Source organism: Streptomyces sp. NPDC046862 (genome assembly GCF_040704615.1).
Classification (GTDB): domain Bacteria; phylum Actinomycetota; class Actinomycetes; order Streptomycetales; family Streptomycetaceae; genus Streptomyces.
On record NZ_JBEYXP010000001.1, the window covers coordinates 363,650 to 386,807 of the forward strand.

Sequence of the window (23,158 nt, forward strand, 5' to 3'; positions counted from 1 at the left end):
GGCGTACGTTCGTGAGTCGAGGGCCCCGTGTGCCACGCGGGCCGGGAGGGAACAAGAGGAAGCCCTGCTTCCGCGCTCGGCGGCGGCGTAGCGTCGACGTCGCGTGCCCCTCTCATCCCGCGGCCACCGCCCTCCACGCACCACCCGAGTACGACCTCCAGGACCGGCGAACCACGTGAGCTCCTCTTTCTCCACCACACACCTGTCGCACCCCCAGGCGCGGCAGGGGAGCCGTGGCGCCTACCGACTGGTGCGTACCCCGCCGGCCAGGGTGGATCCCCCTCTTCTTGACGCAGGCCAGCGTGCCGTGGTTGACCACGGCACCGGCCCACTGCTCGTTCTCGCAGGTCCGGGCACCGGGAAGACCACCACGCTCGTCGAGTCCGTGGCGGCCCGTATCGCGCGCGGTGCGGACCCCGAGCGCGTGCTCGTCCTGACGTTCAGCCGCAAGGCGGCGGTGGAACTGCGCGACCGCATGGCCCTGCGCATCGGGGCCGCACACGCGCCCCAGGCGACCACGTTCCACTCCTTCTGCTACGCCCTGGTCCGCGCCCACCAGGACACCGACCTGTTCGTCGAACCGCTGAGGCTGCTGTCCGGTCCCGAACAGGACGTAGCCGTCCGTGAGCTCCTCTCCGGCCAGCCCGACCTCGAACGCCTGGGACTGGCGCACGTCCGCTGGCCGGACGAACTGCGCGCCTGCCTCACCACGCGCGGCTTCGCCGACGAGGTCCGCGCCGTGCTGGCCCGCAGCCGCGAGCTCGGACTGGGCCCCGCCGACCTGAGGCACTTCGCCGCCCGCACGGGCCGCCCGGACTGGCTCGCGGCCTCCGCCTTCCTCGCCGAGTACCTGGACGTCCTCGACCTGCAGGGCGTCCTCGACTACGCCGAACTGGTCCACCGCGCCGTACTCCTGGCCCGTCGCCCCGAAGTCGCCGAGCGTCTCGCGGCGCGCTACGACGCCGTCTTCGTGGACGAGTACCAGGACACGGACCCCGCACAGGTACGGCTGCTCCAGGCTCTCGCGGGCGCCGGCCGCACCCTCGTCGCCTTCGGCGACCCCGACCAGTCGATCTACGCGTTCCGGGGCGCCGACGTGAACGGCATCCTGGACTTCCCGGACGCCTTCCCGCGCCCGGACGGCCGTTCGGCCCCGGTGGAGGTCCTCAGGGCCTCCCGCCGCTCGGGTGCCGCCCTGCTCACCGCGACGCGCCTGCTCACCCAGCGCATGCCCCTGACCCGCCTCCCCGCCGAGAAGGTACGGGCCCACCGCGAGTTGAAGCCGGTGCGGGACGGAGGGCGCGTCGAGGTGTACACATACCCGACCCCGGGGACCGAGCTGGACAACGTCGCGGACATCCTGCGCCGGGCCCACCTGGAGGACGGTGTCCCGTGGAGCGACATGGCGGTCCTGGTGCGGGCGGGTTCCCGCACGATCCCGTCGGTCCGGCGGGCGCTCACCGCGGCGGGCGTACCCCTGGAGATCGACGGGGACGACCTCCCGCTGCGGCACGAACCGGCCGTGGCGCCCTTGCTGACAGCGCTGCGGGCGGTGGCACGGGCGGAAGCGGGCCAGAGCGGTGAGACGGCCTCAGAGGGGCCAGGAGAGCCCGAGGAGCTGGGAGGGCCTGACGAGCCGGGAGCGCCCGAGGAACCGGGAGGGCCTGACGAGCCCACACGGCCCGGCGGGCACGCACGCCCCACCGAAGAGCCCGGACAGCCCGGCGAGCACGCACGCCCCGACGACTCCGAACAGCGGGCCCCCTGGCTCGACACCGAGACGGCTCTGGACCTCCTCGCCTCCCCCCTCGCGGGCATGGACACCGCCGACCTGCGGCGCCTCGGCCGCGCCCTGCGCGAGGAGGAACGGGCCGCGGGCAAGGCCCTGCCCCCGCCGTCGGACGAGCTGCTGGCGCTGGCGCTCGCCGAGCCGGAGCGCCTGGTGACGCACGACCCGACGTACGCGCGAGGCGCCCAGCGGCTCGGCGAACTGCTGCGCCGGGCCCGCGGACGCCTCGCCGACGGCGGCACGGCCGAAGAGGCGCTCTGGGAGCTGTGGGACGGCACACCGTGGCCCAAGAGGCTGGAGTGGGCCGCCCGGCGCGGTGGCGCGGCCGGACGCAACGCGGACCGCGACCTCGACGCCGTGTGCGCGCTGTTCGCGACCGCGGCGCGCGCCGAGCAGCGCACCGGCGGGCGCGGCACCCTGAACTTCCTGGAGGAGATCGAGGCCGAGGACATCGCCGCCGACACGCTCACCAGGAGGGCCGTGCGCCCCGACGCGGTACGCCTGATGACCGCGCACCGTTCCAAGGGGCTGGAGTGGCGCCTGGTGGTCGTGGCGGGCGTCCAGGAGGGACTGTGGCCGGACCTGCGCCGCCGCGGTTCGCTTCTCGAGGCCGACCGCATCGGCCGCGACGGGCTCGCCGAACCGCTCACTCCGGGCGCGCTCCTGGCGGAGGAGCGGCGTCTGTTCTACGTGGCCGCCACGCGCGCGCGTGAACGTCTCGTGGTCACCGCGGTGAAGACCCCCGCCGACGACGGGGACCAGCCCTCCCGGTTCCTCACCGAACTCGGCGTCGAGCCCAAGGACGTGACCGGCCGTCCCCGTCGCCCGCTGTCCGTCGCGGCCCTGGTCGCCGAGCTGCGCGCCACGACCGTGGACCCGCGCGTGTCGGACGCCCTCAGGGAGGCCGCCGCCCGCCGACTGGCCCGGCTCGCCGCGCTCGGCGACGAGGACGGCCGTCCCCTGGTGCCCTCGGCGCACCCCTACCGCTGGTGGGGCATGTTCGAACCCACCGAGAGCAAGGTCCCGTTGAGGAACCGTGACCAGCCGGTCGTGCTCTCCGGCAGCGCCCTCGACCAACTCGCCAACACCTGTGCCCTGCAGTGGTTCCTGGGCCGCGAGGTGAAGGCCGACGCGCCCGCGACGGCGGCCCAGGGCTTCGGCAACGTCGTCCACGTCCTCGCCGACGAGGTCGCCTCCGGCCGCACTCCCGCCGACCTCGCCGTCCTCATGGAGCGCCTCGACTCCGTGTGGAACGCGCTCGCCTTCGACGCGCCCTGGAAGTCGGCCCAGGAGAAAGAGCACGCGCGCGTGGCGCTCGAACGCTTCCTTCAGTGGCACGTCATGGACCGCACCGGACGCACTCCGGTGGCCAGCGAGCACGACTTCGACGTGACCCTTGAGGCGGGCGACTACGCGGTGCGCATCCGGGGCTCCATGGACCGCGTCGAGACCGACGGCGAAGGCCGCGCCTATGTCGTCGACTTCAAGACCGGCAAACAGGCGCCCACCTCCGCCGAGGTGGCGCGCCACCCCCAGCTCGCCGTCTACCAGCTCGCCGTCCGCGAGGGCGCCGTCGACGAGGCCTTCGACGGCATACGCCCCGAGCCGGGCGGAGCCGAGCTCGTCCAGCTGCGTCAGGGGGCGGCCAGGAAGGACGGTGGCGACGCCGTGCCGAAGGTGCAGGCACAGCAGCCCCTCGAGGGGGAGTGGGTCGGCGAGTTGCTGGCCAACGCGGCGGGCAAGGTCCTCGACGAGCGGTTCTCACCGACCACGGGACAGCACTGCGCACACTGCGCGTTCCGGGCGTCGTGCAGCGCCAGGCCGGAGGGGCGTCACGTCGTCGAGTGAGCGGCGCGCCCGTCGCATTCGTAGGCTTGTGACGCACAGCACCGCACGGTCCGGCCGGCGTTCCTCCCCGCCCCCGGTACGACCCGGCACTGGCTGTCAGTGGGCGCCGCTAGCCTCTCCTGTGTGTCCGCAACACCCGCCCGTCTCACCGATCCCGAGCAGCTCAAGGAGCTCCTCGGGATCCCGTTCACCCCGGAACAGACGGCCTGTATCACCGCGCCGCCCGCCCCGCAGGTGATCGTGGCCGGAGCCGGCTCCGGCAAGACCACGGTGATGGCCGCGCGCGTGGTGTGGCTCGTCGGCACCGGACAGGTCGCCCCCGAGCAGGTGCTGGGCCTGACGTTCACCAACAAGGCGGCCGGTGAACTCGCCGAGCGCGTACGGAAGGCACTCGTCAAGGCCGGCGTCACCGACCCGGACGTCATCGACCCCGACAACCCGCCGGGCGAGCCCGTCATCTCCACGTACCACGCCTTCGCGGGCCGCCTGCTGACCGACCACGGCCTGCGCATCGGGCTGGAACCCACCTCCCGCCTCCTCGCCGACGCCACCCGCTACCAACTCGCCGCGCGCGTACTCCGCGAGGCCCCCGGCCTCTACCCGGCCCTCACCCGCTCCTTCCCGGACCTCGTCAGCGACCTCCTGGCCCTCGACTCCGAACTCGCCGAACACCTCGTACGCCCCGAGGACCTGCGCGCGTACGACGCCGAGCTGTCGCGGACCCTGGAGGGTGCCAAGCTCACCAACGCCGACCTCCGCAAGGTCCCCGAGACGGCCGCCGCCCGTCGCGAACTCACCACACTGGTGGGGCGTTACCGGGCGGCCAAGCGCGAGCGCGACCTTCTCGACTTCGGCGACCAGATCGCGCTGTCGGCCCAGCTCGCCCTGCTGCCCGAAGTGGGCCGCGTCCTGCGTGACGAGTTCCGGGTGGTGCTGCTCGACGAGTACCAGGACACGTCGGTCGCACAACGCGTCATGCTCGCCTGGCTGTTCGGCGGTGGCACCGGCCACCCCGTGACAGCCGTAGGCGACCCCTGCCAGGCCATCTACGGCTGGCGCGGCGCCTCGGTCGCCAACCTCGACGACTTCCCCGAGCACTTCGCACATGCCGACGGCCGCCCGGCCACCCGTCAGGCCCTCAGCGAGAACCGCCGCAGCGGCGGCCGCCTCCTGGACCTCGCCAACGGCCTGGCGGAGCCCCTGCGCGCCATGCACGCGGGCGTGGAGGCCCTCCGCCCCGCCCCCGGTGCCGAACGCGACGGCACGGTCCGCTGTGCCCTCCTGCGCACCCACGCCGAGGAGGTCGACTGGATCGCCGAATCGATCGCCCACCTCGTACGCACCGGAAAGGAACCCGGCGAGATCGCGGTCCTGTGCCGCACGGCGACCGACTTCGCGGTCATCCAGGGCGCCCTCGTCGCCCGCGACATCCCCGTGGAGGTGGTGGGCCTCTCCGGGCTGCTGCACCTCCCCGAGGTGGCCGACCTCGTCGCCGTCTGCGAGGTGCTCCAGGACCCCGGGGCCAACGCCTCCCTGGTCCGCCTGCTCACCGGCCCTCGCTGGCGCATCGGCCCGCGCGACCTCGCCCTCCTGGGACGGCGGGCCCGGCTTCTGGTGTCCCACGCGCGCGTGGAGGCCGACGACGACCCCGACAGGCGGCTCGCCGCGGCCGTCGAAGGCGTCGACCCGGCCGAGGTGATCTCCCTCGCGGACGCGCTCGACACCTTCCTGGAGTTGCCCTTCGAGCCCGAGCGGGAGGACGACGGGCTGCCCTTCTCGCCGGACGCGCGCGTACGGTTCGCCCGCCTCGCCGCCGAACTGCGTGACCTGCGCCGCTCTCTCTCCGACCCGCTGATGGACGTCCTGCACCGGGTGCTCGCCGTCACCGGCCTGGAGGTCGAGCTCTCCGCCTCCCCGCACGCGCTGGCCGCCCGCCGCCGCGAGACGCTGTCCAACTTCCTCGACATCGCCGCGTCCTTCGCCGCCAACGAGTCGGAGGCCACCCTGCTGGCCTTCCTGGGCTATCTGCGCACCGCGGCCCAGTACGAGAAGGGACTCGACAACGCCCTCCCCGGTGGCGAGAACACCGTCAAGGTGCTCACCGCGCACAAGTCGAAGGGCCTGGAGTGGGACGTCGTGGCGGTCCCCGGCCTGGTCACCGGGACCTTCCCCAGCGACCGGGGCCGCGAGAAGTGGACAGCCCAGAGCAAGGTCCTCCCGCACGAGCTGCGCGGCGACGCCGACACGCTGCCCGACATCGAGGCCTGGGACTCCCGCGGCATGAAGGCCTTCCACGAGGCCATGAAGGAGCACCAGCACACCGAGGAACTCCGCCTCGGCTACGTCACGTTCACCCGCCCCCGCTCCCTGCTTCTCGGCTCCGGCCACTGGTGGGGCCCGTCCCAGAAGCGCCCGCGCGGGCCGTCCGACTTCCTCCTCGCCCTGTACGAGCACTGCGCCGCCGGGTACGGCGAGATCGAGGCCTGGGCCGACGAACCCGAGGAGGACGAGGAGAACCCCGCGTTGCACGAGGCGGCCGCGGACCACGCGTGGCCCCTCCCGCTGGACGAGACGGCCCTCGCCCGCCGCCGCGCGGCCGCCGAGACCGTCCTGGCCCACCTGGAGAGGGCCGGCTCCCAGGCGGCGCCCCATCCCGCGGCCGCCCACCGCGAGCCCACCCACGACCCGGACTGGCCCCCTCCGCCCGAGGACGAGGGGTTCCCGGACGAACCCCCTTACGGGGAAGAGAACCTCCCCGAGGAAGACGCGGACTGGGACTCCTGGACGAAGGCGCGCCCCGTGGTTCCCCACCAGGCGTCGGCTCCGGACGTCCCCCTTCCGCGCTCCGTGGACGAACACCCGGGGGACCCGGCGTCCCTCACCCCGGAAGAGGCCCGCACCATCGACTCCTGGGACCGTGACCTGGACGCACTCACCGGAGAGCTGCTGCGCGCCCGCCAGGGTGTCACCGACGTTCCCCTGCCCGCGTCGCTCACCGCGTCCCAGCTGCTGCGCCTGGCCGCCGACCCGGACGGCTTCGCCCAGGAGCTCGCGCGGCCCATGCCGCGCCCCCCGCAGCCCGCCGCGCGCCGGGGCACCCGCTTCCACGCCTGGGTCGAGGCCCGTTTCGAGGAACTGCGGCTGCCCATGCTGGAACCCGACGACCTGCCCGGCAGCGAGGCCGAGATCGCCGACGAACGCGACCTGGAGGCCCTCAAGGAAGCCTTCGACCGCACGCCGTACGCGCACCGGACGCCGTACAGCATCGAGTCCCCCTTCCAGCTCACGATCGCCGGGCGGGTCATCCGCGGCCGCATCGACGCCGTCTACAGGGAAGACGAGGGCGACGGCACCCACGCGGACGGCCACGGCACCACGTACGAGATCGTCGACTGGAAGACGAGTCGAACGCGCAACGCCGACCCCCTCCAGCTCGCGCTCTACCGCCTCGCCTGGGCCGAGCAGCAGGGCGTGCCCCTGGAGTCCGTCGGGGCCGCGTTCCTGTACGTGCGCACCGGCGAGGTCGTACGCCCGGGCGACCTGCCCGACCGGGCCGCACTGGAGCGTCTGCTCCTGGAGGAACCCGGCGCGGACCCGGGCGCACGGGCACCGAACGAACCGCCGGACGAGCATGCCGGCACGGGCCGATAGGCTCGTGAGCATGAGCCAGCCCGTTGACAGTGCCGTCAGCGCCGTCCGTACATACATCGAGAACCATCGCGCCGCCTTCCTCGACGACCTCGTGGAATGGCTGCGCATCCCGTCGGTGTCCGCCCAGCCCGAGCACGCCGCGGACGTGCGGCGCAGTGCCGACTGGCTCGCCGCCAAGCTCAAAGAGACCGGCTTCCGCACCGCCGAGGTCTGGGAGACGCCCGGAGCTCCGGCCGTCTTCGCCGAATGGCCCTCGGACGACCCCGAAGCCCCCACGGTCCTCGTCTACGGGCACCACGACGTGCAGCCGGCCGCCCGCGCGGACGGCTGGGACACGGAGCCCTTCGAGCCGGTGATCCGCGGAAACCGCCTCCACGCGCGCGGGGCCGCCGACGACAAGGGCCAGGTGTTCTTCCACACACTCGGCGTCCGGGCCCACCTCGCCGCCACCGGCCGCACCACGCCGGCCGTCCATCTGAAGATGCTGGTCGAGGGCGAGGAGGAGTCCGGGTCCCCGCACTTCCGCGCCCTCGTCGAGGAGCACGCCGACCGGCTCGCCGCCGACGCCGTCATCGTCTCCGACACCAGCATGTGGGACGAGGACACCCCCACCGTGTGCACCGGCATGCGGGGCCTGGCCGAGTGCGAGATCGAGTTGCACGGGCCCGACCAGGACATCCACTCCGGCGCCTTCGGGGGCGCCGTGCCCAACCCGGCCACCGTCGCCGCCCGACTGGTCGCCGCCCTCCACGACGAGCACGAGCCCGTGACGGTCCCGGGCTTCTACGACGGCGTGGTCGAGCTCACCGACCGCGAACGGGAACTCTTCGCGGAGCTCCCCTTCGAGGAGGGGCGCTGGCTGCGCACGGCCAAGTCCTCTGCCACCTGCGGAGAGGCTGGATACACCACTCTGGAGCGCGTCTGGGCACGCCCCACCGCCGAGGTCAACGGCATCGGCGGCGGCTACCAGGGCCCCGGCAGCAAGACGATCATCCCGGCCTCGGCCCTGGTGAAACTCTCCTTCCGGCTGGTCGCGGGCCAGGACCCGGACCACATAGAGAAGGCCGTTCACGCGTGGGTGGCCGACCAGGTGCCCGCGGGGATTCGCTGCGAGATCACCTTCGGCCCGGCCACCCGCCCCTGTCTGACGCCCCTGGACCACCCCGCCCTGCAGTCCGTCGTACGCGCCATGAGTCACGCCTTCGAGCAGCCCGTCCGCTTCACGCGCGTGGGCGGCTCCGGTCCCGCCGCCGACCTCCAGGACGTCCTCGGCGCACCCGTGCTCTTCCTGGGCATCTCGGTCCCCTCGGACGGCTGGCACGCCCCGAACGAGAAAGTGGAACTCGACCTCCTCCTCAAAGGCGTCGAAACCAGCGCCCACCTGTGGAGCGACCTGGCCGGAAACGGGCAAGAGACACCCTGAGAACGCCCCCGAAGCCCGCGCACCCCGCCCGCCGCACACCCCGCCGAACCGCCCGCAGAAACAACCGTCCCCTGGGGGAGTTGGAAGCACCCGTGACCACCTGGACCGACCACACAGCCGACCGCCCCATCTCCCTCACCGCCCCGAGCGGCATCGACCGCGCCGCCCACCACCGGCTCGACGAGGCCTGGCTCGCGGCGGCGTGGAGCCACCCGACGACGCGCTGCTTCGTGGTGTCCGGCGGCCAGGTCCTCATCGACGAGACGGAGGACGGCACCACCGAACTCGTCATGACCCCGTCCTTCGAGGCCCCGCTCACCGAGGCCCACCGCTACTTCCTGGGCATCGACGGCGACGGCGTGGCCTATTTCGCCCTCCAGAAGGACGCGCTCCCGGGCCGCATGGACCAGTCCGCGCGTCCGGCGGGTCTGCGGGAGGCGGGGCTGCTGCTGTCTCCGCGCGACGCGGGCCTCATGGTGCACGCGGTCGGCCTGGAGAACTGGCAGCGCACCCACCGCTTCTGCTCGCGCTGCGGCGAGCGCACCGTCATCGCGGCGGCCGGTCACATCCGCCGCTGCCCGGCCTGCGGAGCCGAGCACTACCCGCGCACCGACCCGGCGGTGATCATGGCGGTCACGGACGACGAGGACCGGATCCTGCTGGGCCGTCAGGTGCACTGGCCCGAGGGTCGCTTCTCCACCCTCGCGGGCTTCGTCGAGCCCGGCGAGGCCATCGAGCAGTCCGTGCGGCGCGAGGTCTTCGAGGAGGCGGGCATCACGGTCGGCCAGGTCGAGTACGTCGCGAGCCAGCCCTGGCCGTTCCCCTCCAGCCTCATGCTGGGCTTCCTGGCCCGCGCCACCTCCACCGACATCACCGTCGACGGCGACGAGATCCACGAGGCCCGATGGTTCTCCCGCGAGGAACTGCGAGCCGCCTTCGAGTCCGGAGACGTCCTGCCGCCCTACGGCATCTCGATCGCGGCCCGCCTGATCGAACTCTGGTACGGCAAGCCCCTGCCGAGGCCGGGCAGCGCCGTCTGACGGTCACGGACAGCAGGAAGGCGGTCTCCGGAACCTCCGGGGACCGCCTTCTCCCACTGCCGGCCGGGGACCCGGCGGCACGCCGAGCCACCACGACGCGGGGCTACGCGCCGATCTTCGCCTTGACCTGCGCCAGCGAGGGGTTCGTGAGCGTCGAACCGTCCGGGAACAGAACGGTGGGGACCGTCTGGTTGCCGCCGTTCGCCTTCTCCACGAACGCCGCGGAATCCGGGTCCTGCTCGATGTTGATCTCGGTGTACGCGATGCCCTCGCGGTCCATCTGGCTCTTCAGCCGGCGGCAGTAGCCGCACCACGTGGTGCTGTACATCGTCACAGTGCCCAGCATCTCTCTGGCGCTCCTTCACGGCTCGGGGGACTAGAGGCTGTGAGGTGAACGCACGGGGTCGGTTCGTCATTCCCGTGCTCGGGCGGCTCCCCGCTACCGCGCTGTTCACACGACAGGGACACGGGGCACATCCCGTGGCGCCTGCCGCATTAGTACGACTGTAGGACCGGGCCTGTGGACAACTTGCGCATCCGTCACCGGGGACCTGGCAGCATGGCGGGGTGACAGCAGCAACGCACTCCACCCTGTTCCCGCAGGTTCCGGACACCCCCGACGCGGTGCTCGAAGGGCTCGACCCCGAGCAACGCGAGGTGGCGACCGCCCTGCACGGCCCGGTGTGCGTGCTGGCGGGGGCCGGTACGGGCAAGACTCGGGCGATCACCCACCGCATCGCCTACGGGGTGCGTGCCGGGATGCTGCAGCCGTCCAGTGTGCTGGCCGTCACGTTCACCAACCGCGCAGCCGGTGAGATGCGCGGCCGCCTGCGCCAGCTCGGCGCGTCCGGTGTCCAGGCCCGGACGTTCCACTCGGCCGCCCTCCGTCAGCTCCAGTACTTCTGGCCGAAGGCGGTCGGCGGCTCCATGCCGAGGATCATCGACCGCAAGATCCAGACCGTGGCGGACGCGGCGGCCGCCTGCCGAATCCGTCTCGATCGCAACGAACTGCGGGACGTCGCCGCCGAGATCGAGTGGTCCAAGGTCACCCGGACCGTCCCCGCCGACTACGCCGCCATGGCGGCCAAGCAGGGCCGCGAGGCCCCCCGCGACCCGGCCGAGATCGCCCAGCTCTACGCGGCGTACGAGGACCTCAAGCGGGAGCGCGCCGTCATCGACTTCGAGGACGTCCTGCTGCTCACAGTGGGCGTCCTCCAGGACCGGCACGACATCGCGGAGCAGGTCCGCCGCCAGTACCAGCACTTCGTCGTCGACGAGTACCAGGACGTCAGCCCGCTGCAGCAGCGCCTGCTGGAACTGTGGCTCGGGGAGCGCGACGACCTGTGCGTCGTCGGCGACGCCAGCCAGACCATCTACTCGTTCACGGGTGCAACCCCGGACCATCTGCTCGACTTCCGTGTCCGTCACCCCGGAGCCACGGTCGTCAAGCTGGTCCGCGACTACCGCTCCTCACCCCAGGTCGTCCACCTCGCCAACGGCCTGCTCGCCCAGGCCCGCGGCCGCGCCGCCGAGCACCGCCTGGAGCTGATCTCCCAGCGAGGCCCAGGCCCCGAGCCCGTCTACACCGAGTACGCGGACGAGCCCGCCGAGGCCGAGGGTGCCGCCCGCCGTATCCGCGACCTCATCGCCTCCGGGGTTCCCGCCAGTGAGATCGCCGTCCTCTTCCGTACGAACGCCCAGTCGGAGACCTACGAGCAAGCCCTCGCCGACGCCGGGGTGCCCTACCAACTCCGGGGCGCCGAGCGGTTCTTCGACCGCCCCGAGGTACGCAAGGCGGGGGTCGCCCTGCGCGGAGCGGCCCGCTTCGGCGCCAACGACTCCCTTCTCGCCGACACCGTCGACCTGCCCTCCCAGGTACGGGCCGTGCTGTCGGGGGAGGGCTGGACCAGCCAGCCCCCGGCGGGTTTCGGCGCCGTCCGGGAGCGCTGGGAATCGCTGGCCGCACTGGTGAACCTCGCGCAGGACTTCGCCGCGGCCAAGCCCGACGCCACCCTCGGCGACCTCGTCGCGGAGCTGGACGAGCGGGCGAACGCCCAGCACGCGCCCACCGTGCAGGGCGTCACCCTCGCCTCGCTGCACTCCGCCAAGGGTCTGGAGTGGGATGTCGTCTTCCTGGTCGGAGTGGCCGAGGGCATGATGCCGATCACCTACGCCAGGACCGACGAGCAGGTGGAGGAGGAGAGGCGTCTGCTCTACGTCGGCGTGACCCGCGCGCGGGAACGTCTCCATGTCTCCTGGGCCCTGTCCCGTTCGCCCGGCGGGCGTCCGAACCGCCGCCCCAGCCGTTTCCTCGACGGCCTGCGCCCCGGGTCGGCCGCCGCTGCGGCCAGAACCGGCGCGGGAGGCACCGGTGGCATCGAGCGCGGCGTGCGGGGCGGCGCAGCCGCAGTGGTCCCACGGCCTACCAGCCGGACACCCGCCCGCTGCCGCGTCTGTGGCCGCACGTTGAGGGACGCCGGCGAGATGAAACTGATGCGGTGTGAGGACTGCCCCTCCGACATGGACGAGGCCCTCTACGAGCGACTGCGGGAGTGGCGGGCGGTACAGGCGCGGCGCAGCGGCCAGCCGGACTTCTGCGTCTTCACCGACCGGACCCTGATGGCCATCACGGAAGCGGTACCGACCACTCCGGCCGAACTCGCGCGCATCCCAGGGGTCATCGCGCGTAAGCTGCAGCGCTACGGGGACGATGTTTTGGTCATCTGCGCAGGTCAGGAGCTTGAGGCGAGCGACGAGGGTGACTGATTCCAACTCGTCGAAAAAATAGTTTGCGCATGCCCCAGCAATCCCCATAGGTTCTTAGGCACGGGAACGGCGGCCTTCTCCGAGGCACCGGTTCCGTGCTGTACTTAATACCCGTCGGATCGGGTTCATCTCGATCCCCTTAGACGCCGAGAGGAGGCGAGTCCAGTGATCAGCATCAACACCAGCACCGTCAGCATCGTCAAACTGACCGATCGCTCGGCCGTCTCCCTGTGCATGCTCGGCGTCTCGAACCTGGGCACCGGCCTGTCCGGCATCCCTGCCGCCCGGCTGGCGTCCTCCGTGTCTCACGCGGGTCTCCCCGTCCGCGAGCGCAATGAGCGACCGACCAAGGCACTGGAAGCAGCAGTAGTGGCACAGGCGCAGGCCTATGCCTTTGCGGCGGCCACCGGTGCCGGATCCCCGAAGCAGACGACGCAGCACCACACGATGTGGGCCTTCCGTGGGCCAGACCCCTGGAGTGATCCAGCCTGATCGCCGATCAGGCCGGCGCCTTCAGGGCCGCGGAACCCCACCCGGGATCCGCGGCCCTTCTGTTTGTCCCTGACCGGGGACGACAGAGCGAAGGGGCCTCGGGACAAGAAAAGAACCCGGTACCAGCCGCCACCCGGCCAACCGGCCGGAACGACCAGACGAGGAAGACGAACCGTGCAACTCGAAGCGCACGCCCCGTCCGTACCGCCTTCCGAAACGATCCCCCCGCCCGGCCTCACGGAGGACTCCACCTTGACCCCGCTCACTGCGCTCACCGCGCTCGACGACGCCATCGAGAACCTCGGCGTACCCGTCCCCTGCCGCTCCTACGACCCGGAGGTCTTCTTCGCCGAGTCGCCGGCGGACGTCGAGTACGCCAAGTCCCTCTGCCGCACCTGCCCGTTGGTCGAGGCCTGCCTCGCCGGCGCCAAAGAGCGGCGTGAGCCCTGGGGCGTCTGGGGTGGCGAGCTGTTCGTCCAGGGTGTCGTTGTGGCCCGCAAGCGGCCGCGTGGCCGCCCGCGCAAGAACCCGGTCACGGCATGAACACCCTAGGAACGATCGACCGTCCCCTCACGCACGACCCCAAGAAGCAGGCCCCGATGAAGCCGTCCACCAACGAGCCCACAGGCTCCGCGATTCCAGACTTCACCACCACCGGCGCGACGGGCTCGCGTCAGAACAGGACCCGAGAGATGCAACTCATCCCAGAAGCCCTGGCTCGTGCGCATATGCACGACCGACTGCGGGAGGCAGAGCAGGAACGCCGGGCCATGCGCCTGGCGATGGCCCGGCGGATGCAGCGCCGCGCCGAGCGCGCCTCGATGCGGGCTCGCCGTGCGCTCGCCATGGCCGTGATGCAGTAGCCGACGCCAGGCACGCAGTCACGCGGGCACCGACCAGAAGCAGTACCTGAACGGGGGCCGGTCCGAACGGGCCGGCCCCCGCTGTGCGCTGCGCCCACGCCCGTCGGACACGGCGGATATCGTCACCGGATGACGAATCCTTCCGGGGACAGCGACAACAGCGGCTCCGTGCAGCGGCCCGACACCGCGGAAAACCCCCACGTCGTCTGCGCGCAGTGCGGCACTTCGGCCGAAGCCCCTCAACCCACATGGACGTGCTCCATGGAGAACGGCACCCGCCACTACTTCTGCGACAGCTGCGCCCGGGCGAACCTCAGAGCCATCGAAGGGCGCCTGGACTCGGCTTGGTGGTGAGGCAGCCGCTCACGCCTCCGCGGCCTGCTGCTGCTCCGGCAGAAACCCCGGCAGCCACTCCTCCAACTCGTCCCGCAGCCGGACGGTGGCGCCCAGCTGGCACAGCACGCCGATCGTGCTCAGCGTCACCCGGTGGATCAGCAGGTACGCCGGAGGCAGGTTGAGCTGCTTGCCCAGTTGGTGAGCGGGAGAGCGCGGGTCGGCTATGCGGGCCGCCTGAGTACGCATCCAGCCCCGGGTGAAGGTGAACTCGTCGGCCTGGGCCGGTTCGATGATCGGCAGCAGATAATCGAGGACCGCGTCCGGCTCCAGCTCCACGGTCTCCTTCACGAAGCCCTCCGCGCAGAGGAGCTCGTACACCGCCTCGGCCTCGCCGTCGAGCGTCATTCGCAAGGAGTCCCCGATCGGTGAGGGCAGCCCCTCCGGGAGGCGGTCCACCGTGCCGAAGTCGAGAACGCCCAGACGCCAGCCGCTCTTCTCGTCCGGCACCAGGCGGAAGTTGCCCGGGTGCGGGTCCGCGTGCAGCAGGCCGGTGCGGGCGGGGCCCGAGAAGAGGAACCGCGCGAGCAGCTGGCCGGCACGGTCGCGCTGCTCCTGGGTGCCGTCCGCTATCACCTCCGACAGCGGTGTGCCGTCGATCCACTCGGTGACCAGGACCTGCTCGGACTGGTGGACGACGGCCGGAACGAGGACGTCCGGGTCGTCCGCGAACTCCGCCGCGTGTGCCTCCTGGGCCTGAGCCTCCAAGCCGTAGTCGAGCTCTTCGGACACACGGTCGCGCAGCTCCGTGATCAGCGGCTTGATGTCCATGCCCGGGATCAGCGGACCCAGAAGGCGGGCGAACCGGCTGAGTTGGCCCAAATCGGACAGGAGGGCTTCGCCCGCGCCCGGGTACTGCACCTTGACCGCGACCTCACGGCCGTCGTGCCAGGTCGCGCGATGCACCTGACCGATCGAGGCCGCGGCGGCTGGCTTGTCCTCGAACTGGAGGAACAGCTCCTGCCAGTCCTCGCCGAGCCGCTCCCGCAGCACCGAGTGCACCGTGCTCGTCGGCATCGGGGGTGCCGCTTCCTGGAGCTTCGTCAGGGCCGCACGGTACGGCCCCGCGATCTCCTCGGGCAGCGCCGACTCGAAGACGGACAGGGCCTGCCCGAACTTCATCGCGCCGCCCTTGAGCTCGCCGAGCACCTTGAACAGCTGCTCCGCCGTGCGCTGTTGCAGCTCACGGCCGACGATCTCCGCCGACTTCCCGCCGATCCTTTTGCCGAGCCCCCACGTCGCCCGCCCGGCGAATCCGAGTGGGAGCGCGGCGAGCTTGGCGGTACGGGTGACCGCCTTGCGGGGAAGATCAGACATGCGCCCTCCAAGTCCCGGACCGTCGTGCTGCGTGTGCTGTGCGGGACAAGCTCGTTGACCGCTGTTGCCCCGCCATTGTCTCGTGTGACCCCCCGTCCTCCGAGGTGTGTTCCTCCTTACCTTTCTCCGCGGCCGCGCACGGGCATGCCGGATGCGCCCACACAGGCCTGGAATGCCAGTCGAGCCCCGGGGAGGACACCTCCCAGCGTGCGCCCGCGCTGGACGGTACCCGACCGTCCAGGAAGGCGAGCGCGTGCCCCGCGGCCAGTCCGGCCACGACGGAGGCCAGGGTCAGGTCACAGGCCTCCGTCTGACGCTGTCTGCCCGAGCGCCACTGAGCGACGAGACGAGGCCAGCACCCGTCCCGGTCGGTGCGTCCCTGATCCAGACAGCCCGCGCAGCCGGTCTCGCCCGGCAGGACCAGCGGGCCGACCACACCCGTCCCCTCCACGACTCCCGCATACAGGTGCGGCGTTCCCGAGGCGATGAGCGGTTCGGCGGTGACCGGGTCGGGCGCGTGGATGTCGACACCGTTGCGCGGGGCGAGGATCACCAGGGAGAAGCCGGGGTCCTCTCCGGACCTGGTGGTCCGTGGAGGGCGATCCGGCGCGGCCTTTCGTACCGCCCGGCGCGCCGCATCCGCCCTGCGCTCACCGACCGAGTCGGCCGGCAGCCCGCCCGGTGCCACGTCCCACGGCTCCACCCGGCCCCCGTCGAGCACGTCGACGCCGCCCACGCCCGCGCCCGCCAGGAGCGAGGCCAGCACCGCGCCCACCCGGCCCGCACCGCGCACCTGCACCCGCAGGGAGCGGCGGGTGGCCAGGCGGCCCATCGCGCCGCCCGGCTCGGGGGAGACGAGGGAGAGCGCCGCGAGGTCGGGACGCAGACGGTCCACGACCGCGTCCTTCTGTCGCAGGTCGTCCGCGTCCGGGCCCCCTCCCGTCGCGTCGTCCAGCAGGCCCGACTGAGCGAGCCGCTCCACCAGCCCGTCGACATGGCCGTCGGGCAAACCCATCCGGCGTCCTTCGTCGCGCAGGAGCGGCAGGCCGCGTGTTCCGTCCAGCAGGGCGAGGAAGCTGCCCGTCGCCATGTCCATCGGGCCCAGCACCATCGCGTGCGCCGGTGCCATCCCGAACTGCACGGTGCTGAGGTCCCGCCAGCCGCGCCGCAGCGCGGGCTTCACCATCGGATGCATGATCGGCCCCCGTAGCCGTAGATGTGTCCCCGTGTGTCGACGGGTGTGCGGACACCACAGCCTCGGTCGGGCCATGTCTTCTGTCCGCTTCGCCGACGAACGTCAGAATGCCGGGCTCTCGCCGTTCCGTGTCGAGAGTTGTCCACAGGCCGCTGTATTAGTCGTACAAATCCAGCTCTCGGGGCGCCGATCGGCATCGAACCGTTCCGGAGTCGGGACTTCCCGCCTGTGCAACGGGTAACGTCGGGGCGTGCCCGCCGACCCACTGCACCGTGCCGGAAAGCCAGAACGCAGCACGACGAGCCAGCCGCCGAGCGGCTCGGGGGCGAGCGCGATCGAGGTCCGCAGGAGTGCGCGCCGGCGCAGAACGGTCTCCGCGTACCGCGAGGGCGATCGCACCGTCGTACTCATTCCCGCCCGCATGTCCGAGGCGGAGGAGCAGCGCTGGGTGACCGTCATGCTCGACAAGCTCGCCGCGCAGGAGAGCAAGCGGCGCATCGGTGACACCGAGCTGGCCGAGCGAGCTGAGCGCCTGTCACTGCAGTACTTCGAGGGCCGCGCCCGGCCCACGTCGGTCCGCTGGGTCACCAATCAGAACACGCGCTGGGGCTCGTGCACTCCGTCCGAGGGCAGCATCCGCCTTTCGCACCGATTGCAGGGCATGCCCGACTACGTCGTCGACTACGTCCTCGTCCACGAACTCGCCCACCTGCTCGTGCCCGGCCACGGCCCCCGTTTCTGGCGGCTGCTGGACGCCTACCCACGGACCGAGCGCGCCCGCGGCTACCTCGAAGGAGTGGTCGCGGCCGACCGGCTGCCGCACCCGCCCACCAGCGGCGACGAGTGACCGACTGACGAAAACCGGCCACCGCGCGTGCGCGAGCCCGTAAGGGAAGCGGCTCGGACGCAGCCCGGAAGCGGCCCGGAAGCGGGCGTTGTGTACCGGGTCTGTACCGGCATCGTCCATTGTCGGATTTTGCCGTTAGCCTGGCGCGACGCACTCGCATTCGGGATGGGGGACGGTCGTTACGCATGGCCAGGGAATTCCAACGCGGCCACAAGGCCAGGATCAGTGACCTCACGGCGGGAACGGATCTGTACGTGGGCGTACAGATCTCGGCCCCCGGACTGACCTTCGACATCAGCTGCTTCGGTCTGGACGCCGACGAACGGCTTTCGGACGACCGGTACTTCGTCTTCTTCAACCAGCCGAAGTCCCCGGAGGAATCCATCCAGCTGCTGGGGTCCCAGGCAGGTGACACGGAGTCCTTCCGCGTCACGCTCGACAAGATCCCGCAGCAGATCCAGAAGCTGTCGTTCACGGCGACCATCGACGGCTCCGGGCAGATGTCGCAGATCGCCCCTGGCTACATCCGCATCGTCGCGGGCGGCGAGGAGGTGGCCAGGTACTCGTTCAACGGTGCCGAGTTCTCCACCGAACGCGCCGTGATGCTGGGTGACCTCTACCTGAAGGACGTCTGGCGGTTCGCCGCCGTCGGGCAGGGCTTCGACGGCGGCCTGGACGCGCTGCTGAAGAACTTCGGCGGTGAGGTCGCCGAGGAGGAGCCGGCGGCCCCGCAGCAGCCGCAGTCCGGTGCCGCACCGGGCTTCGCCCCGCCGGCCCAGGCCGCCGCGCCGCCCGCGTTCGCGCCTCCGGCATCGGGAGCTCCCGCGCCCGCCCCGGCCCCCGCGCCCCAGCCCGCGCAGGGCTTCGCGCCGCCCCCGGCCCCCGCACCCACGCCATCGGTGCACGCGCAGCCCACCATCGTCGCGCCCATGAACACCCCTCCGGGAGGCGGAGTCCAGCCTCCTCCGCCGCCTCCACCCCCGCCGTACGGGCAGCCCAACCCGCCCGGTCACGGCCAGCAGCCCGCCCCGGGTGCGCCTCTGCCGCCCGGCTACGGCCAGCCTCAGGCCCCTCAGGCGCCCGCCCCGCCTCCGGGCTACGGCCAGCAGCCCCCGGCCGCGCCCCCCGGCTACGGCCAGCAGCCGCCCTACGGCCAGGTCCCGGGTCAGCCCGGTGCCCCTGGCGCTCCCGCCGCCCCGTCGCAGTACGGCGTTCCCCAGGGCGCCCCGCAGGGCGGTGCCGGAGTGGCCGCCGCGCTCCAGAAGTTCAAGGAGACGCCCACCGGGCAGCGGTGGACCCAGCAGAACAAGAGGCTCGTCCGCGTCGACCTCGGCGTCAGCGGTGACCAGGCCGTACTCGCCCGCCAGGGCAGCATGGTGCTCTACCAGGGCAAGGTCGACTTCAGCTACAAGGGCGCGGGCTTCGCGGGCCGGATCGTGGGCAACGCCACCGGCCAGGAGATGCAGCTGATGCGGTGCTCCGGCAAGGGGCAGGTGTTCCTCGCCGAGAACTCCACGATGCTGCACCCCATCGAGCTCCAGGGCGACGCGATCTGCGTCTCCGCGGAGAACGTCCTCGCCTTCGACGAGACCCTCCAGTACGAGGTGCGCAGGGTCGAGGGACACGGCATCCCCGGGGGCGCGCTGTTCACGATGCAGTTCCAGGGGACCGGCACGATCGTCGTCAAGACGCACGGAGCACCCGTCGTGCTGCCCGTGACGCCCACGACGTTCGCCGACTGCAACGCCGTGGTCGCCTGGTCCGCGGCCTCCCAGGTGATCGTCTCCAGCCAGGTGCGGATGCGCCGCAACGCCTACCCCGGGGACACCGGCGAGAGCGTGAACCTCCAGTTCCGCGGCGCGCCCGGCAATTTCATCGTCGTCCAGCCGTACGAGGTCTGAGGGAGCCCGTCATGAACCAGCCGCTCGCGGGCTTCGCTCCCGCACCCGTCACCGCCCGCATGGAGAACCACGGCAACCACATGCTCAAGGTCGCCATGCAGACCGGAAACGACCTCCTCGCGCGCGTGGGCTCGATGATCGCCTACGAAGGGTTCGTCCAGTACGAGCCCAACCCGCCCGCCGTACGGCAGATCGCACGGGACTGGGCCACCGGCGAGGGCGCGCCCCTGATGAAGTGCTCCGGCGACGGCCTGCTGTACCTCGCCGACTACGGGGCGAACGTCGTCGTGATCAACCTCAACGGGGACGCGATCTCCGTCAACGCCACGAACCTGCTCGCCTTCGACGCGCACCTGACGTGGGGAGTCGAGCGCGTCAAGGGACTCGCCAAGTTCGCCGGGCAGGGCCTGTGGAACACGAAGATCTCCGGCCAGGGCTGGGTCGCGCTGACCTCCCGCGGCAAGCCGATCGTCGTCGACTGCGGCGGCGGTGAGGACGAGACGTACGTCGACCCGGACGCGCTGGTCGCCTGGTCCCCGAACCTCAAGGTCAAGGGCAAGCGCAGCTTCAAGGCGCAGTCGCTGATCGGACGCGGCAGCGGCGAGGCGTACCAGATGGCGTTCTCCGGGCAGGGCATCGTCGTCGTCCAGCCCAGCGAGGACAGCACCGACCGCATCCGAGTCCGGGGCTGAGGGGGAGCGACACACCATGCAGAGCCCGATTTTCGGCTACAACGAGCAGCAGACCCAGGAACGCTGGAGCCTGCAGAACCAGCAGATGCTGCGCGTCGCCCTGGAGGGGCACGACGACATCCTCGCGCGCAAGGGCACGATGGTCGCCTACCAGGGACTGGTCGAGTTCGACGCCGAGTACCAGAGCAACAACCAGCGGCGCTCGCGGGCACGCACCGGCGAGGGCCTCGACCTCATGCGCTGCCACGGGCAGGGGACGGTCTACTTCGCCAACCTCGCCCAGCACGTGCACGTGATGGACGTGGACCACGAGGGCCTCACCGTCGACAGCAGCTACGTCCTGGCCATGGACTCCTCGCTGCACCACGAGGTGATCGCCGTGGACAGCCTGTACGGCATCTCCGGCTCCGGGAAGTACCAGCTCAACATCTCGGGCCGGGGCAAGGTCGCCCTGATGACCTCGGGCATGCCCCTGATGATGCACGTCACGCCGGACAGGTACGTCAACTGCGACGCCGACGCCATCGTGGCCTGGTCCACGTCGCTGCGGGTCCAGATGCAGGCCCAGACCCACTCCTCGGGAGTGTGGCGGCGCCGCGGCAACACGGGTGAGGGCTGGGAGCTCAGCTTCATGGGTCAGGGCTTCATCCTCGTCCAGCCCAGTGAGCTGCTCCCGCCGCAGAACGCCCAGATCGGCTCGGGCCTGGCCGCCCAGTACGGCATGGGCCAGCAGGGAGCCCGTGGACAGAACCAGGGCAACGTCTGGAACTGAGCTCGCGCGAGCATCCGGTAAGGGATGACCGCCAGGCGGTCATCCCTTACCGGATCAGAGCCTGGCGCGCGTCGCGTCCAACAGGCGCACCACCGAGTCGTCCGCTACGTCCGCCACCTCGTGGTACCCGAACCAGCGCAGGTCGAGCGACTCGTCGCTGATCTCCTGGACCGCGCCCGAGGGGGCCAGCACCGCGTACTGGACGTCGAAGTGGCAGTGGCACGGCGGCGGGATCGGATGCCGGTCGAGACGCACCGGGCCGCCCGGAAGCAGCGTCAGCCCCGCGATGCCCGACTCCTCCGTGGCCTCGCGCAGGGCCGTGGCCGCCAGCGTGGTGTCCCCCGGCTCGCAGTGGCCGCCCATCTGGAGCCACATGCGCAGCTTCTTGTGGAGCGTGAGCAGCACACGGCTGTGCTCGGGGTCGATCACCAGCGCGCTCGCGGTGATGTGCCCGGCGTGACACGACTTCCAGACGCCGTCCGGGTGCGCTTCCAGATGATCCAGGTAAGCCTGGCGAAGGTCCTCCTGGTCCTCGTACTCCTTCAGCACGAGGACCGTGTCGTCGTAGAGGCTCACTCGGTGTCGTCGTCCTCGTCCTTCTTGTTCAGATCCGGCTTCCCGGCGGAGCCGCCCGCGGCCTCGCCGAGCATCTTGTCCAGCTCGGAGAAGTCCAGCTGCTCGCGGTGCACGAAGCCGTCCGGGTCGTCCAGGTCGGACGCGTTCGGCAGCATGTCCGGGTGGGCCCACAGGGCGTCCCGGCCGTCGACACCGCGCGCGTCGGTGAGGGAGGCCCACAGACGGGAGGCGTCGCGCAGCCGGCGCGGGCGCAGCTCCAGACCGATCAGCGTGGCGAACGTCTGCTCGGCCGGACCGCCCGTGGCACGGCGGCGGCGCAGCGTCTCACGGAGCGCGTCCGCGGAGGACAGGCGAGGCTTCGCGGCGGCGTGGACGACCGCGTCCACCCAGCCCTCGACGAGCGCCAGAGCGGTCTCCAGGCGGGCCAGGGCCGCCTTCTGCTCCGGGGTGTCCTCGGGCTGGAACATGCCCTGCTGGAGTGCCTGCTGCAGCTCCTCGGGGTTCTGCGGGTCGAACTGGCCGACCACGTCCTCCAGCTTGGCCGTGTCGACCTTGATCCCGCGCGCGTAGCCCTCGACCGTGCCGAACAGGTGCGAGCGCAGCCACGGCACGTGCGCGAAGAGGCGCTGGTGGGCGGCCTCGCGCAGGGCCAGGTAGAGCCGCACCTCGTCCCTGGGCACGCCCAGGTCCTTGCCGAACGCCTCCACGTTCACCGGCAGCAGCGCGGCCCGGCCGGACGGCCCGAGCGGCAGGCCGATGTCGGTGGAGCCGACGACCTCGCCCGCGAGCACGCCGACGGCCTGCCCGATCTGCGTACCGAACATGGCGCCGCCCATGGAGCGCATCATGCCGATGAGCGGGCCCGCCATGGCCTGCATCTCCTCGGGCAGGACGTCGCCCATGGCCGCGCCGACACGCTCGGCGACGGGGTCGACGAGCTCCTGCCACACCGGCAGCGTCGCCTCGACCCACTCCGCGCGGCTCCACGCCACGGCGGAGCCCGCGCCCGACGGCAGGGACGTCGCGTCGTCCAGCCACAGGTCGGCCAGACGCACGGCCTCCTCGACCGCGGAGCGCTCGGCGGGACCGACGCTGAAGTCCTTCGTGCCGTCGGCGGTGCCCTGGGAGACCGTCTGGCGGGCGATCTGCTTGGCCATGTCCCAGTTCACCGGGCCGCCCTCGTAGGAGAGCATCTGGCCCAGCTGCTGGAAGGCGGCGCCCAGGTCGGTGGGGTTCATGGAACCGAACATCGCGGCGAGCGGATTGTCGGCGCCCGGTCCTCCGGCACCGGGCGACCCGAAACCGAACGGGTTGGCCGGTCCCTGACCACCACCGCTCTGCTGGTCCTTCTTCTTGCCCTCGTCGCCGTCGTCCGGCTCCTCCGGCGGAAGGCCGAATCCGAATGGGGTGTCACTCACGGGATTCCTCGGCTGGTAAGGCCACCGGTTCTCTCCGGCGGCGCGGTTGCCCGACAACACCACCCAGCGTAGACACCACAGCCGGTTCGGGCCTCGATGCTTCGCCGACGGCCGGCCTGCGGCAGGATGGGTGCCACCTGGTACGTACCCGTCACCCGCGTACGTACTGAAGACA

Annotated in this window: 18 protein-coding genes; 13 read left to right on the forward strand and 5 right to left on the reverse strand. The window is 71.6% G+C overall.

What is annotated here, in order from left to right; translation table 11 throughout:
- The first annotated feature begins 175 nt into the window (after positions 1-175).
- The 4 genes from AB0959_RS01640 (at position 176) to nudC (ending at position 9,751) form a co-directional block, all read left to right on the forward strand.
- The gene (locus AB0959_RS01640; protein ID WP_366824196.1) at positions 176-3,637 is read left to right on the forward strand and encodes a UvrD-helicase domain-containing protein; all 3,462 of its coding nucleotides are present in this window, start codon (positions 176-178) and stop codon (positions 3,635-3,637) included.
- 123 nt (positions 3,638-3,760) lie between these two features.
- The gene (locus AB0959_RS01645) at positions 3,761-7,288 is read left to right on the forward strand and encodes an ATP-dependent DNA helicase (protein ID WP_366824197.1); all 3,528 of its coding nucleotides are present in this window, start codon (positions 3,761-3,763) and stop codon (positions 7,286-7,288) included.
- Between the two features lie 10 nt (positions 7,289-7,298).
- On the forward strand, positions 7,299-8,711 hold the full coding sequence (locus AB0959_RS01650) for a dipeptidase (RefSeq protein WP_366824198.1): 1,413 nt from the start codon (positions 7,299-7,301) through the stop codon (positions 8,709-8,711).
- A 92-nt stretch (positions 8,712-8,803) separates the two neighbouring features.
- Positions 8,804-9,751 carry an NAD(+) diphosphatase gene (gene nudC, locus AB0959_RS01655; RefSeq protein ID WP_366824199.1) on the forward strand — a complete coding sequence of 316 codons (948 nt, stop codon included), beginning with the start codon at positions 8,804-8,806 and terminating at the stop codon, positions 9,749-9,751.
- Between the two features lie 103 nt (positions 9,752-9,854).
- Here nudC and AB0959_RS01660 read toward each other — a convergent pair whose 3' ends face one another.
- Complete coding sequence (locus tag AB0959_RS01660) at positions 9,855-10,097, reverse strand: mycoredoxin (protein WP_366824200.1); 243 nt, start codon at positions 10,095-10,097, stop codon at positions 9,855-9,857.
- A gap of 221 nt (positions 10,098-10,318) precedes the next feature.
- On the opposite strand from AB0959_RS01660, the gene AB0959_RS01665 reads away from it, so the two are divergent.
- The 5 genes from AB0959_RS01665 (at position 10,319) to AB0959_RS01685 (ending at position 14,226) form a co-directional block, all read left to right on the forward strand.
- Positions 10,319-12,517, forward strand: coding sequence for an ATP-dependent DNA helicase UvrD2 (locus AB0959_RS01665; protein WP_366824201.1), 2,199 nt, complete (start codon positions 10,319-10,321; stop codon positions 12,515-12,517).
- A 165-nt stretch (positions 12,518-12,682) separates the two neighbouring features.
- Positions 12,683-13,009 carry a hypothetical protein gene (locus AB0959_RS01670; RefSeq protein WP_366824202.1) on the forward strand — a complete coding sequence of 109 codons (327 nt, stop codon included), beginning with the start codon at positions 12,683-12,685 and terminating at the stop codon, positions 13,007-13,009.
- A gap of 174 nt (positions 13,010-13,183) precedes the next feature.
- Positions 13,184-13,552, forward strand: a complete 369-nt coding sequence (locus AB0959_RS01675) for a WhiB family transcriptional regulator (RefSeq protein WP_030038270.1) — start codon at positions 13,184-13,186, stop codon at positions 13,550-13,552.
- Entirely contained in the window at positions 13,549-13,872 is a 324-nt protein-coding gene (locus tag AB0959_RS01680) for a hypothetical protein (protein WP_366824203.1), read from the forward strand. Before AB0959_RS01675 ends, AB0959_RS01680 begins: the two co-directional genes overlap by 4 nt.
- Positions 13,873-14,001: 129 nt before the next feature.
- A complete protein-coding gene (locus AB0959_RS01685) occupies positions 14,002-14,226 on the forward strand; it encodes a hypothetical protein (protein WP_366824204.1) in 225 nt (74 codons plus the stop codon).
- A 9-nt stretch (positions 14,227-14,235) separates the two neighbouring features.
- Here the strand turns inward: AB0959_RS01685 and AB0959_RS01690 are convergent, their stop codons facing one another.
- Positions 14,236-15,582: an AarF/ABC1/UbiB kinase family protein gene (locus AB0959_RS01690; RefSeq protein ID WP_366824205.1), complete on the reverse strand. Its 1,347-nt coding sequence runs from the start codon at positions 15,580-15,582 to the stop codon at positions 14,236-14,238.
- Positions 15,575-16,777, reverse strand: coding sequence for a ThiF family adenylyltransferase (locus tag AB0959_RS01695; RefSeq protein ID WP_366824206.1), 1,203 nt, complete (start codon positions 16,775-16,777; stop codon positions 15,575-15,577). The genes AB0959_RS01690 and AB0959_RS01695 overlap by 8 nt, the downstream gene beginning before the upstream one ends.
- Positions 16,778-17,027: 250 nt before the next feature.
- On the opposite strand from AB0959_RS01695, the gene AB0959_RS01700 reads away from it, so the two are divergent.
- From AB0959_RS01700 to AB0959_RS01715, 4 genes are all read left to right on the forward strand, one after another.
- On the forward strand, positions 17,028-17,624 hold the full coding sequence (locus tag AB0959_RS01700) for a M48 family metallopeptidase (protein WP_366824207.1): 597 nt from the start codon (positions 17,028-17,030) through the stop codon (positions 17,622-17,624).
- A gap of 185 nt (positions 17,625-17,809) precedes the next feature.
- Positions 17,810-19,525, forward strand: coding sequence for a TerD family protein (locus AB0959_RS01705; protein ID WP_366824208.1), 1,716 nt, complete (start codon positions 17,810-17,812; stop codon positions 19,523-19,525).
- Between the two features lie 11 nt (positions 19,526-19,536).
- Positions 19,537-20,217, forward strand: coding sequence for an AIM24 family protein (locus AB0959_RS01710; protein ID WP_366824209.1), 681 nt, complete (start codon positions 19,537-19,539; stop codon positions 20,215-20,217).
- A gap of 16 nt (positions 20,218-20,233) precedes the next feature.
- Positions 20,234-20,989 (forward strand): AIM24 family protein, encoded by a 756-nt coding sequence (locus tag AB0959_RS01715; RefSeq protein WP_366824210.1) that lies wholly within the window; start codon positions 20,234-20,236, stop codon positions 20,987-20,989.
- A gap of 54 nt (positions 20,990-21,043) precedes the next feature.
- On the opposite strand, the gene AB0959_RS01720 is transcribed toward AB0959_RS01715, so the two are convergent.
- Together AB0959_RS01720 and AB0959_RS01725 are read right to left on the reverse strand one after the other, a co-directional pair.
- Positions 21,044-21,565, reverse strand: coding sequence for an NUDIX hydrolase (locus AB0959_RS01720; RefSeq protein WP_366824211.1), 522 nt, complete (start codon positions 21,563-21,565; stop codon positions 21,044-21,046).
- Positions 21,562-22,983, reverse strand: coding sequence for a zinc-dependent metalloprotease (locus AB0959_RS01725; RefSeq protein ID WP_366824212.1), 1,422 nt, complete (start codon positions 22,981-22,983; stop codon positions 21,562-21,564). The genes AB0959_RS01720 and AB0959_RS01725 overlap by 4 nt, the downstream gene beginning before the upstream one ends.
- Positions 22,984-23,158: the final 175 nt, after the last annotated feature.